This window comes from Saccharopolyspora sp. NPDC050389, assembly GCF_040655595.1.
Taxonomy (GTDB): Bacteria; Actinomycetota; Actinomycetes; order Mycobacteriales; family Pseudonocardiaceae; genus Saccharopolyspora.
In genome coordinates, this window is sequence record NZ_JBFAKG010000020.1 from 118037 (window position 1) to 129116 (window position 11080).

14 protein-coding genes are annotated in these 11080 nt (G+C 68.9%); 8 read left to right on the top strand and 6 right to left on the bottom strand.

Annotated elements, in window-relative coordinates:
• Position 1 precedes the first annotated feature (1 nt).
• Positions 2–436: a MerR family transcriptional regulator gene (locus AB0I53_RS15880; RefSeq protein WP_358500913.1), complete on the bottom strand. Its 435-nt coding sequence runs from the start codon at positions 434–436 to the stop codon at positions 2–4.
• A gap of 51 nt (positions 437–487) precedes the next feature.
• Positions 488–1483, bottom strand: a complete 996-nt coding sequence (locus AB0I53_RS15885; RefSeq protein ID WP_358602526.1) for a helix-turn-helix domain-containing protein — start codon at positions 1481–1483, stop codon at positions 488–490.
• 141 nt (positions 1484–1624) lie between these two features.
• Between AB0I53_RS15885 and AB0I53_RS15890 the strand changes: the two genes are divergently transcribed.
• Positions 1625–2215 (top strand): cysteine hydrolase family protein, encoded by a 591-nt coding sequence (locus AB0I53_RS15890; RefSeq protein ID WP_358602529.1) that lies wholly within the window; start codon positions 1625–1627, stop codon positions 2213–2215.
• A gap of 190 nt (positions 2216–2405) precedes the next feature.
• Here AB0I53_RS15890 and AB0I53_RS15895 read toward each other — a convergent pair whose 3' ends face one another.
• Positions 2406–2693: a hypothetical protein gene (locus AB0I53_RS15895; RefSeq protein WP_358602532.1), complete on the bottom strand. Its 288-nt coding sequence runs from the start codon at positions 2691–2693 to the stop codon at positions 2406–2408.
• A 104-nt stretch (positions 2694–2797) separates the two neighbouring features.
• On the opposite strand from AB0I53_RS15895, the gene AB0I53_RS15900 reads away from it, so the two are divergent.
• Positions 2798–3553, top strand: a complete 756-nt coding sequence (locus tag AB0I53_RS15900) for a DUF5753 domain-containing protein (protein ID WP_358602535.1) — start codon at positions 2798–2800, stop codon at positions 3551–3553.
• Positions 3550–3741, top strand: coding sequence for a DUF397 domain-containing protein (locus AB0I53_RS15905; RefSeq protein WP_358602538.1), 192 nt, complete (start codon positions 3550–3552; stop codon positions 3739–3741). The genes AB0I53_RS15900 and AB0I53_RS15905 overlap by 4 nt, the downstream gene beginning before the upstream one ends.
• Before the next feature lie 87 nt (positions 3742–3828).
• Here the strand turns inward: AB0I53_RS15905 and AB0I53_RS15910 are convergent, their stop codons facing one another.
• Together AB0I53_RS15910 and AB0I53_RS15915 are read right to left on the bottom strand one after the other, a co-directional pair.
• Complete coding sequence (locus AB0I53_RS15910) at positions 3829–4938, bottom strand: hypothetical protein (RefSeq protein WP_358602541.1); 1110 nt, start codon at positions 4936–4938, stop codon at positions 3829–3831.
• Complete coding sequence (locus AB0I53_RS15915; RefSeq protein ID WP_358602544.1) at positions 4925–5362, bottom strand: hypothetical protein; 438 nt, start codon at positions 5360–5362, stop codon at positions 4925–4927. The genes AB0I53_RS15910 and AB0I53_RS15915 overlap by 14 nt, the downstream gene beginning before the upstream one ends.
• Before the next feature lie 259 nt (positions 5363–5621).
• On the opposite strand from AB0I53_RS15915, the gene AB0I53_RS15920 reads away from it, so the two are divergent.
• The 3 genes from AB0I53_RS15920 to AB0I53_RS15930 all read left to right on the top strand — a co-directional run bounded on the left by AB0I53_RS15920 (position 5622) and on the right by AB0I53_RS15930 (position 8241).
• Entirely contained in the window at positions 5622–6803 is a 1182-nt protein-coding gene (locus AB0I53_RS15920; protein WP_358602547.1) for a hypothetical protein, read from the top strand.
• A 28-nt stretch (positions 6804–6831) separates the two neighbouring features.
• Positions 6832–7290, top strand: a complete 459-nt coding sequence (locus AB0I53_RS15925) for a hypothetical protein (protein ID WP_358602549.1) — start codon at positions 6832–6834, stop codon at positions 7288–7290.
• A gap of 336 nt (positions 7291–7626) precedes the next feature.
• A complete protein-coding gene (locus tag AB0I53_RS15930; RefSeq protein ID WP_358602552.1) occupies positions 7627–8241 on the top strand; it encodes a response regulator transcription factor in 615 nt (204 codons plus the stop codon).
• A 50-nt stretch (positions 8242–8291) separates the two neighbouring features.
• Here the strand turns inward: AB0I53_RS15930 and AB0I53_RS15935 are convergent, their stop codons facing one another.
• Positions 8292–9407 carry a HAMP domain-containing sensor histidine kinase gene (locus tag AB0I53_RS15935; RefSeq protein ID WP_358602555.1) on the bottom strand — a complete coding sequence of 372 codons (1116 nt, stop codon included), beginning with the start codon at positions 9405–9407 and terminating at the stop codon, positions 8292–8294.
• 228 nt (positions 9408–9635) lie between these two features.
• Here AB0I53_RS15935 and AB0I53_RS15940 point away from each other — a divergent pair, with 228 nt between their 5' ends.
• Together AB0I53_RS15940 and AB0I53_RS15945 are read left to right on the top strand one after the other, a co-directional pair.
• Positions 9636–10646, top strand: coding sequence for a hypothetical protein (locus tag AB0I53_RS15940; RefSeq protein WP_358602558.1), 1011 nt, complete (start codon positions 9636–9638; stop codon positions 10644–10646).
• A 62-nt stretch (positions 10647–10708) separates the two neighbouring features.
• A complete protein-coding gene (locus tag AB0I53_RS15945) occupies positions 10709–10990 on the top strand; it encodes a hypothetical protein (RefSeq protein ID WP_358602561.1) in 282 nt (93 codons plus the stop codon).
• The last annotated feature ends 90 nt before the right edge of the window (positions 10991–11080 follow it).

Below are 11080 nucleotides of genomic sequence, written 5' to 3' on the forward strand. Positions count from 1 at the left end.
GTCAATTCCGTGCGAAATCCCGCCGCGCCCCACCGGGTGCCGAGGCAGTCGGCGGTTCCGGGGCCTCGCCGGTGCGGCGGTACTCCAGGACCGCGTCGAGGTACTCCGTCACCGCGTCCCTGTTCTGGGTCAGGCACCTGATTCGGTCCGTCATGCGGTCCCGCTCGTGCTCCAGGGTTGCGATCATCTCCGGTGTCGCGTCGGGGAAGTAGATGACCCGGGGTTTGTCCAGGCACGGCAGGATCTGCTTGATGATCCGGGTCGGCAGCCCCGCGTCGAGCAGCCCGCGGATCTGCATCACCCGGTCCACGTTGTACTCCGCGAATTCCCGGTAGCCGTTGGGGGAGCGGTCGGCGACGATCAGCCCCTGCTCCTCGTAGTACCGGATCAACCGCCGCGAAGTGCCGGTCCGCTCCGAAAGTTCCCCGATGCGCACGCCCAACTCCCGAACATTGACACGCATGTGATGGCTGGATCCTAAGCGCGGCTACCGCTGCGGGGCGTACTGGAAGCCGCTGCGGTATTCGCTCGGCGTGGTCGCCAGTTGGCGGCGGAAGGCGCGGATGAGGGTGTCGACGGTGCCGAACCCGCAGGTGGTGGCGATGCGGTCCAGGGTCGCGTCGGTCGATTCCAGCTGATTGCGGGCGAGTTCGACGCGGGCGGATTCGATGTAGGCGGTCGGTGTCATGCCGAGTTCCGCCTTGAAGATGCGGGCGAGCTGGCGTTCGGAGACCCGGGCGTGCTCGGCGAGCTCGGCGAGGCCGATGGGCCGGGACAGGTGGCCGGCGATGTAGTGCCGCAGGTCCTCGATCCGGCGCGTGGTGGAGACCGGTTCGAGGGGCACGGAGAACTGGCTCTGCCCGCTGGGACGCTTCAGGTACATCACGAGATGGCGGGCCACGCGAAGCGCGACAGGCTCGCCGAAGTCCTCGGCGACCAGGGCCAGGGACAGATCCAGGCAGGAGCTGATGCCCGCGCCGGTCCACACGGCGCCGTCGCGGATGAAGATCGGGTCGGCGTCCACGGTGACGGCGGGGTGGTCGGCGGCCAGCTGGTGGGCGGTCGACCAGTGCGTGGTGGCGCGCTTCCCGTCGAGCAGGCCCGCGGCGGCCAGGATGTGGGCGCCGACGCACACGGAGGCGATGCGGCGAGATGTGCCGGCGAGCTGCCTGACGCGGGCGGTGACCTGCGGGTCAGTCAGGGCGGTCACGCGCTGGTCGGCGTCGATGCGCACCGAGCCGGGAACCAGGAGGGTGTCGATGCGCTGGCCGCTGACCTCGTCGAACGTGGCGTCCGGCAGGACGCGCACGCCCGCCGCGGTGGTGACCGGATCCGTGGTTTCGGCGGCCAGGAGCACGCGGTAGCCGGTGTCGGTGTCGACTTCCCGCTGCAGCAGGGCGAACACCTCCGGCGGGCCGGTGATGTCCAGCAGGTCGACGCCGTCGAAGACGACGATGACGATCAGCCGCTTCAGCGCGGGCACGGGCTCTCCCTCCAAGGCGATGTCCGGATCTGCAAGTCGGGCGTCATTGCAGACACCACGGCGCGATCGTAGCGTCGATCACGTCGGCGCCGCCAGGGTGCCGAGCGATCTCGAAACCCCACCTGAGGAGGGCTTTTGCCCATGGCTACCACGACGCTGCGCCAGCTCAACGGCTTCGGCGAAACACCGGCGTCCCTCGCCGACGCCACGCTGATCTTGGTCGACTACCAGAACACCTACACCCGTGGCGTGATGGAGCTGCACGGCTGGAGCGAAGCCTTGGATGTCGCTGCGGCGCTGCTGGCGCAGGCGCGTGAAGCGGGGACGCCGGTGATCCACGTCGTCCACGACGGTGGCGAGGGCACGCCTTACGACATTCGCGCCGAGATCGGCCAGATCTACCCCAGCGTGGCACCGGTCGACGGTGAGTCCGTCGTGGTGAAGCACGCGCCGAACTCCTTCCACGGCACCGATCTGGAGCAGAAGGTCGCGGCCGCGGGCCGCGAGAACGTGATCATCGCCGGGTTCATGACGCACATGTGCGTCACCTTCACCACCGAAGGCGCGTTCCTGCGCGGCTACTTGCCCACGGTCGTCGCGGACGCGTGCGCCACGCGGCCGCTGGCGGGAGCCGGGGTCGAGCTGTCCGCCGAGCAGATCCACCACAGCGCGCTGGCGACGATCGAAGACATCTACGGGATCGTCGTGGCGAAGGGCTCCGCCCTGAAGTAGCAAGCACCGCCAGGTGGGCCCCGTGAGTGCTTTGGGGTGCCATAGCGCCCCAAAACACTCACGGGCTTTCTGGCCGCCGGAGGCGGGGTGGCCGGTCGGCTCGTTGGGGAGGAGTGTCGCGCCGACCGGCCCGCAGGGCCCGTCCGCCGCAGGTCGGGGGCATCGGCGGCCAGGCCCGGGTCTCGTGCCGTCAGAGGTGACGGAGGGCTTCCAGTATTCGGCGCTGGACTTCCGGCGACGGCGCCTTTTCCGCGTCTGATGTGGACGGTGGTGGTGGCTGGGCTTCGCGGAGCCGGTGTCGGCCGCCTTGTTCTCGTTGTTGTCGCTCGGCTTCGACGTGCGCGATGAGTTGCCACACCGTCAAGGCGCCCTCGCCGCCTCCGGCGTGCTGCGGCTGGTAGGACTTCCAGCAGGTGGTGATCAGGTAGAGCGCGGCAACACCGGTGATCCCGGCGATTCCGGGAAGCATGGCCAACACGTCACTTGGTCCTCTCGGCAGCAGTGGCGAGGAGATCCCGAGCGATCCGGTGCGCCTCGGAGTCGCAGTCGCCGCACGTCGACCACAACCACGCCAGTTCGGAGTTGTCCGCCGCCAAGCTGGGGCGATCCCACACGCACACCTCACGCTGGGAGAACGGCAGGCTCACAGCGAGCGAGGCCGATGCCGGTGCTGTGCTGTGCATCCTTGGGGTTACCGGGCAAGAACGCGAAAGGTTGCTGCAGCTCGCAAGAGATGCCGGTGATCCCAACTGGGTGGCTCCAGGAGTTGATCGCCAGCTGGCAGCCTTGACCGAGTACGAACGGACGGCACTGACGATCACTGATGTGCAGCCGCTTCTTGTCCCTGGGCTACTGCAGACCGCCGACTACGCGCGGTCCATCATGATCGGTGCCGGAACGACTCGTGGCGAGGCCGAGCGGCGGGTGACGTTCCGGCTTGGTAGGCGGGACGTACTCACGCGTCGGAAGCCCGTGAAGCTGGTCGCCATCATCGGCGAGCACGCGCTGCGGTACCCGCCATGTGATCGCGATGTGATGCTCGAACAGCTTCATCACCTGGCGAAATGGAACGAGCTGGACAACGTCAGCATCCACGCGATTCCGATCGATCACGCCTACTCGCCCGCGTTGGAAGGGCCGTTCGTGCTGATCGAGTTCGAGCGCGCCAAGCCAGTTGTGCATCTTGAGCATTACCGCTCGAGCACGACCATCACAGACGCCAGCGACGTCAAGGACTATCTGGCGGCAGCGGATACCGTCCGCAGAGATGCGTTGAGCGCGGATCACACCACCGCACTCATCAGGCAAATCGCAGACGACATGGAGTGCGCGAGATGAGCAGAGTCGAGAACTGGCGGAAGTCCAGCTACAGCGGGAACCAGACCAACTGCGTCGAGGTCGGGGAGTTACCTGGCGGTGTGGCGGTTCGGGACACGAAGGATCGGTGCTCGGGATACCTCACCGCCGATCGCGCGCAGTGGTTGGCCTTCATCGCCGCAGTTAGGGGCGGGCGGTTCCAGCGCTGAGGTTCCGGTGCCCCTGCCTGGTTAGGGCCCGTGTGTACTTTGTGCTGCTATAGCGACACAAAGTGCACACGGGTCCTTTGTCCTCGGCTAGCGGTTCAGGGCTTCGATGGTGTCGTTGGCCCAGGAATTCCAGTTCTCCGTAGCGATTTCCGGGAGCTTGGGCGGTTCCGACGTTGTCGGGTCCGGGTGGGTCGGGTCGGGATTGGGCGGGTTCTTGTCCCGCCACGGGATGGTCAGGGCCTTGTCCAGGTAGACGCTCGTCGACGTCGAGAACTTCCCGTGCGGGTTGAACGATCCCCTGGCCGCGTCCATCGCTCCGGTGAACGCTCCGTTCTCCGCTCCGTACACCTCGTCGCCGCTCGCGCCCGACGCGGCGTCCTGTGCTGCCGCTTCCGCCGCGCCGACGGCCGCGCCCCATGTCGCGTTCAGCGGCAGGTTGGCTCCGAACTGAACGGCTGCGCCTTTCCAGGTCTTCGCCGCCGTTCCGTCGAGCAGGTGCGTTCCGAGCGCCTTCGCGCCGCCGACCTTGATCGCGTTGCCCAGCGCTCCCGCGCCGATGCCGACCGCTCCGCCGACCGCGCCGTTCTGCGCCGCGATCGCCAGCATTCCGCCGTCGAAGCCCTTCCGCTTTCCCTGGCAGATCTGGATGAACTGCGCGAAGAACGTGACTCCGACCTGGTCGAGCACCGAGCCCGCCAGGTGCGCGAGCACCTGGTTGATCGCCTTCCGGAGCACCGTCGTGAGCGTCGTCCGGGTGGCGGCCATCTTCGCCGGGATGAGGGCCGTCGAGGCGCCGAAGGTGGCCACCGCGGATGCGATCAACGCCGCGATATCGATGGCCAGGACGATCAACAGCAGGATGATGATGATCCGCAACGTCTCGATCTCCAGCGCCATCCCGTCCAGCGCGTCGGCGAAGCCGGCGGCGGCCAGAGCCAGTTGTGGCAGATAGCCCTCATCGCCGAGGAATGGCGCGATGAAGTCCCGGAACGAATCCGCCGTCTCTCCGGTCAGCGCGCGAGCGACCTGCGCCGCACCTCCGTTCACGAGGTCGACGACGCTGTTGATGTGCTCGGCGACGTCGCGCCAGCTGGTGGCCATCGCACGCAGATCGTCCGGGTTGCCTTCCGGCCAGTCGTTGCCGACCAGGACCTCCAGTAGACGTTGGACATCGGGCGATACGTCAGTCGCGGCCATCGACCTGCAACTTCCGGGCGTGCTCGATGTTCTGCGCTTCGGTTTCGGCGAAGTTCCGCCCGGCCGCGACGAGCTGATCGGCGACGTCGTCGAGCAGCCCGGACAGCTCGCCCAGTGCCGCACACGCCTGCTCGGCCGGATCCCGGTAGCCGCCGCCGAACGCCGCCCCGAGCGGATCATCGCCCCACGGCGGCAGGCCCTGTTCCGCGACTCGCGGCGCCTTTCCGGCTGCGCTTCCGGCGGATGCCGCGGCAGCTTGGAACAACGCGACTGCGCGCTGCAACTCGGTTTGGTCGAACGAAAGCACGCCGCCGGCTGGTGGTGTCCGCGCCGCCGGCTCGGCCGACTCGTACCCGGCTTCCGGGGCCGAGGTGGGGGCGTTGCGGTAGCCGCCGGTCGGACCGTCCAAAGGGGAAAGGGCCATGCGCCAAGAGCAACCGATCCGGCCGGTTCCTCGCCACAGTTCGCCCGGAACCTCTGCGCTATCTGAACGTGCAAGTGAGCTTCCCTGACGCCCCTGTCCCTTATTCGGTTACTTGTCGAGCAGCGCGATCTTGACCAGGCTCAATGCCCGGGGCCCGGGCGCGATCGGCATTCCGGGTGAGACGGCTCCGCAGCGCGAACCGCACAACCCCGACCCGGCGGGAGCGGCTGGCAGAGACTCGACCGATGGGAAGCGAGAGATGAGCCCGAGCGGCAGCAAAGATCAGTCCACCGAGGGCGACCACCCCTGGGAGCAGGACAAGCACTACGGCGCGAGCGAGACCGGCGTCGCCTACCTTGCCGATCGCGAGCTGCGGAAGTCCAATGCGGACACCGAGATGATGCCCGCCATCAAGGAGTCCGCCCTGGCCGAGCCGGTCGCCGACGCCGGCACCGGCAAGGCCACGGCGGTCGAGGCCGAGGCTGCGACCGCGGCCGCCACGGCGACGGCCACCAAGGCCAAGCCCGTCGCCGCCGCCAAGACCGCCAAGACCGCCGACGTCCCGTCGCGCCCCGGAAACCGCGTGTCCAAGCCGGTGGTGGCCGCCGCGGCCGTGGCAGGTCTGGTGCTGCTGTCCGTCCCGGTGCTGATCGCGGGCCTCCTCCAGAACGACGACACCCCCTCGCGCGCCCTGCCGAATCCGGCGGCCTACGAGGACGACGCCCAGGCGCAGTCCGGTTTCATCCCGGGCATGGCGCAGGAGCAGCCAGTCCCGCCGCCGGGCATCCCGGACGGCAACCTGGTCCAAGGCCCCCCGCCGCCGGGCATCCCGAATGACGGCGCGCCGGTGCCTCCTCCGCCCGCTGGGGAGATCCCGCGCGGCGAGGTGCAGCCCGCCGTCCCGGCCGACCCCGCGCGCACCGCTGCCCACCCGGTCGTCTTCTCCGGCTTCGCCGGGCCCGGCTGCGGGAGCGGCAGCTTCAGCCGTCCCGGCTACTACGCCAACGGCAACGAGGGCTGGCTCAACAGCGGCGGCGCCCACGCGGCGGACGGTTGCGACGGTTCGTACTCCTCCCTGCCGATGTCGGGTGACCCGAACCGGGACGGTGACAACTCCGCGGTCTGGCGGTTCACTACTGGTGACGTCAAACAGGGCAGCTGCCAGGTGTCGGTGTTCGTGCCTCGCGGCGACCTGCAGCACGTCGGCGGTGCCCCGAGCTACTACACCGTCTACCAGGGCGACGAGACCAAGGGCCCGTCCGGCGACTTCCGGGTCTTCCAGACCAACCGGCAGGGCAGCTGGGTCGACGGTGGACGGTTCGCGGTCACCGGTGGACGGCTGACCATCAAGCTGCACTCCCGCGGCAAGGACTGGACCGACAAGGGCCCCACCTACGCGCACCACGCCGCGGCGCAGATGAAGATCGACTGCAGCGCCTGACGGAAGTCGGCGAATTCAGGAGGAAACCGTGTTCGTTTGGGATCAGGGCGTGATCATGCCCTCCGAGATGGACGGCTTCGACGAGCTCGACGAGGTGTTCCTGCACCTCGCACCGGAAGTGTCGGACAACCTCAGCGCTGCGGTTGCCAACCACCTGGACAACGGAGACGAACTCGCGGCCGCCCAGGCGCTCGCGGCGTTCGCCGAGCGTCGGCAGCTCCCGGTCTCCCGGGCCGACCGGCGCACCCTGCGGGACGTGATCGAGTCGCACAACGGCGACCTGACCTGCATCGACCTGCTCGACGGCCGCGCAGGCGCGCGGCTGAACGGCGACACCCAGCTGCTCCCGGTCCTGCCCCGGCCGGCCCGGGAAACCGTGCCCATGCGGTCTGCGCCCCGCCCGCACGTCGCGGACGTCGCCGTGGCGCAGACCGCCGTGCTGCCGGCCATCCGGCCGCTCGGCACCGGAGCGCACCGCCGCTGGTGACCCGATCTCCCGGCTCCTCCCGCGGGCCGGGAACCGCGCTGCACCGCACACTCACTCCCGCGCCCAGAGTGTGCGGTGCAGTCGCGCATTACCGAAAGTGCGCGACCGATTACCGCGGGCGCGCGAACCATTACAGATTCTTACAAGGTCCGACTGACGTTTACAGACCGTTGGAATCTCTTCGATCCCGGCGATTCCGCCGGTAGCGTTCCTGGTGTCAGAGAGGCCGCGGGCTAGTCGGAAATTCCCTAGCCCCACCAATTCCGCCGAATCGCGACGAACAGTCGAAGACGTCTGTGCCGCGGCGCGAACCGGCGACACCGGGAGTGAAGAACGTTGCTGGTTCGTGTGCTGTCCGACGTGACCGTGTTCGCCGACCGCCCCGAGTTGCAGGAGAAGATCTCCCGGCTGCTCGACCAGGCCCCCGAGCGCCTGTCCGGCTCCTCCGATGTCGCGGTGCTCGCCTACGGCGGAACGCTGCCGGCGGACGCACTGGTGCACTGCGTTTCGCGGCTGAGCCGCTCCTACCGGGTGCTCGTGGTGCTGCCGGAGCAGGCCGCCGCGCAGGTCCCGGAGCTGCTGCGGGCCGGCGCGCTGGGCTTCATCGGCGACGGCTGCGACGACCAGGAGTTCTACGACGCGCTCGGCGTGGTGGCGCGCGGTGCGGTGTACGTCGCGTCGGGTTCCCGGGCGGCCCTGATCGGCGGCGGAGCCCCGGCCGAGCCCGCGCAGCAGGTGCTCACCCGGCGCGAGCAGGAGGTGCTGCGCTGGATCGCCGACGGCTACACGCACTCCCAGGCGGCGCGGCGGATGGGCCTGTCCGGAGCGACGGTCGACACCTACGTCAAGCGGATCCGGGCGAAGCTGGAGGTCCGGAACAAGGCGGAGCTGACCCGCAAGGCGATCGAACTGGGCGTCGTCCGACGGGAACCCCTTCTAGCAGCCGCCTGAGCCGCTCGTGAGTGCCTATTCCGGTTCTTACCGGAACGAACGCTCACGACCTACCCGGCCAGCGGTAGGCACGCGGTGAACTGGCAGCCGTCCTCGACGTTTTGGACGGCGACGCCGCCGTGGTGCGCCTCGATGATGCCGCGCACGATCGCCAGCCCCAGCCCGCCGCCGACGTCCTTGCCCGCCGGCCGGGACGGGGTTCCCCGCCAGCCCGGTTCGAAGACCTTGTGCAGGTCCTCCTCCGGAATTCCGCCGCAGGCGTCCGAAATGGACAGCACCGCCCGGCCCTCCGCCGCGTGCGCGCACACCGTGACCGCGCCGCCGGGGTGGGTGTGCCGGACGGCGTTGCTCAGCAGGTTCCCCAGCACCCGGTTGATCTGGCGGATGTCGACCCGCACCGCGACCGGCTCGATGCCGCCCGGCACCAGCCGCACGCCGCGGCTGCGGGCCTGCGGCTCGATCGCGGTCACCGCGTCGCTGATCAGGTCCGCGAGCGACACGGGCGTCAGCGACAGGGTCAGCGAGTTGGACTGGATGCGGGACAGGTCGAACAGGTCGCCGACCAGGTGGTCCAGCCGCTGCGTCTCCTGCAGGATCAGGCCCAGGTAGCGGTCCTGGTCGCGGGCCATGCCGTCCTGCAGCGCCTCGGTCATCGCCCGCAGGCCCGCCAGCGGCGTGCGCAGGTCGTGCGACACCCACGCGATGAGCTGCCGCCGCGACGCCTCCAGCAGCTGCTCCTGCTCCCGCGAGGCGGTGAGCGCGGCGCTGGTCGCGGCGAGTTCCTGGGTCAGCACGGCCAGCTCCGCCGAGCCGGACTGGGCGGGCGCCGCGAACCGGCCGTCCTCGCCCATGGTGCGGGTGGCGCGCGCGAGGTTCCGGCTGCCGTGCAGGATCCGCCTGCCCAGCAGCAGGCACAGCATCACCGACACCGCGGCCGTCGGGATGCACGCCAGCAGCACGGCGGTCATGCCGCGCACGGTGAACAGGTCGAGGAATGCGAGCACCACGAAGGTGAAGCCGATAGAGATGATGGTGATGACCGCGAGCATCATCATCATCACGACGAACGATCCCCGCCGCAGGAACCACAGGATCCAGGCGCCGAGCAGGCCCACTGCCACCGAGCACCACAGCGATACGAGCGCGACGAAGATGAGGTCGTGCATGACCTTCGTTTCTGTTGCTGTCGACCAGCTGTCTACATCTGGTGAAGGTGCAGTGCAGCAGGTTCCCTCCAGATAGCCGCAAAGTATAAGGTATGGGCTGAAACGCGATGTCCCTTTTGGGTGTCCCTTTAGGGATCGTCGCCTATCCCGATTTCTGGAGTAAGTGTGGCGTCGGATACTGATCGGAACGGCGGCGCTGGGTCGCCCGAGGACCGCTCTCTGGATTCGTTGCCGCCGGAACTGCGGCTTTACGTGCCAGCGGAGGACACTCCGATCGAATCGGCGAAACCCGCCGAGCCGTCCTACGAACAGGTCCCGCTGGCTTCGCTCTCCGGCGCGGCGCGGCCGGAACCGGCGCCCGCCGCGGAAGTTCCGCCCCAACGCGCCAAGGACGTCGGCCTGCCGTCGAAGGTTTCGCTGATCGCCCTGGCCGCGGCGGCGGTGATCCTCGTCTCCGTGCCGTTCGTGATCGCGGTGCTGGTCTCGCGCGACGACGCCCCGGGGCTCGCCGACCAGGCGACGCAGATCGACGCTGAAGGAGAACTGGGGCTGCCAGCCGGTGAAGGCGTGGAGCCCGCGGAGCCGGCGCTGCCTGCGGAGCCGCCGCTGACCGCAGGGAAAGAAGTTCCCGTGCGGCAGGAGCCGACCGAGGCGCACAAACCGCTGCTGCCGCCGGAGCAGCCGCAGGAGAGCGGGCCGAGCGGCAGCGACACGCTCATCGCAGGGGCAGGCTGCGCGAACACCGCGACGGAGCAGTACCAGGCGGTCAACTTCTACAGGAACGGCGCCGAGGGCTGGTACAGCCGCAACGGCGGCGCCGGCGACGGCAGCTGCCGCGGCATCTTCGACGCGATGCCCATGTCCGGCGATGCGAACAAATCCGGCCCCAGCAACTCCGCGAAGTGGACCTTCGACGTGTCGGCCAAGGTGATGGTCGGCACCTGCGCGCTGTCGGTATACATCCCGAACGACAGCGACCGCCGCAACGTCGGTGCGACCAGCGCGCACTACTCGATCTTCAACTCGTTCGACCACAGCGGCACGGACGTGGTCGGCGTGAAGGACATCAACCAGGTCGCCAACCTCGGCAAGTGGGTGAACCTCGGGTCGTACAAGATCACCCAGGGCAAGATCTCGGTGAAGCTGCACGACCGGGGCGAGGACTACGCGGGCGGCGCGGACGGCGAAGGCGCCCACATCGCGGCCACCCAGATCCGCGCCACCTGCACCCCGGCCTGACGCGGCTACACCGCCACCAGGTCGCCGAGAAGAGCGGCGACCAGGCGGCGGGGAAGAAGTTGTTGGCCCCGGTCCGCAGGATCGCGGCGATCGGGAGGCTCTCCCCGAGCATCTTCGCGAAGCGCGACCCATCGCCGGACGACCGCGCCGACCGAATCAAGACCACTGTGGACGATACGGTCTTCGGTGCCACCGGTGGCGCGAACAGCCGGCTCGGCGCTTTCCGGCTCAGCTGCGCCGGTTTCGCGTGTACCCACGATGGCGACCTGGTGGCGGTGCTGATCGACACGGCGCTGTGCAGTTGGAGCGCGACGGCCCGAGCCGTCGCGCCCCGATCCTGCTAAGAGCGTGTCTCGTTTGGATCTTGGTGGGGTTTGCGGGCATGATCTTGGTTCGTGGTTGATGAGTTGTCGCGACGGTTGGTGCCCGATGAG

Bases quoted from the DNA above. Each gene is read 5' to 3' on its own strand.
- AB0I53_RS15890 (WP_358602529.1), top strand. From the start codon at position 1,625: ATGGCTACCACGACGCTGCGCCAGCTCAACGGCTTCGGCGAAACACCG.
- AB0I53_RS15905 (WP_358602538.1), top strand. From the start codon at position 3,550: ATGAGCAGAGTCGAGAACTGGCGGAAGTCCAGCTACAGCGGGAACCAG.
- AB0I53_RS15910 (WP_358602541.1), bottom strand. From the start codon at position 4,938: ATGGCCGCGACTGACGTATCGCCCGATGTCCAACGTCTACTGGAGGTC.
- AB0I53_RS15915 (WP_358602544.1), bottom strand. From the start codon at position 5,362: ATGGCCCTTTCCCCTTTGGACGGTCCGACCGGCGGCTACCGCAACGCC.
- AB0I53_RS15920 (WP_358602547.1), top strand. From the start codon at position 5,622: ATGAGCCCGAGCGGCAGCAAAGATCAGTCCACCGAGGGCGACCACCCC.
- AB0I53_RS15935 (WP_358602555.1), bottom strand. From the start codon at position 9,407: ATGCACGACCTCATCTTCGTCGCGCTCGTATCGCTGTGGTGCTCGGTG.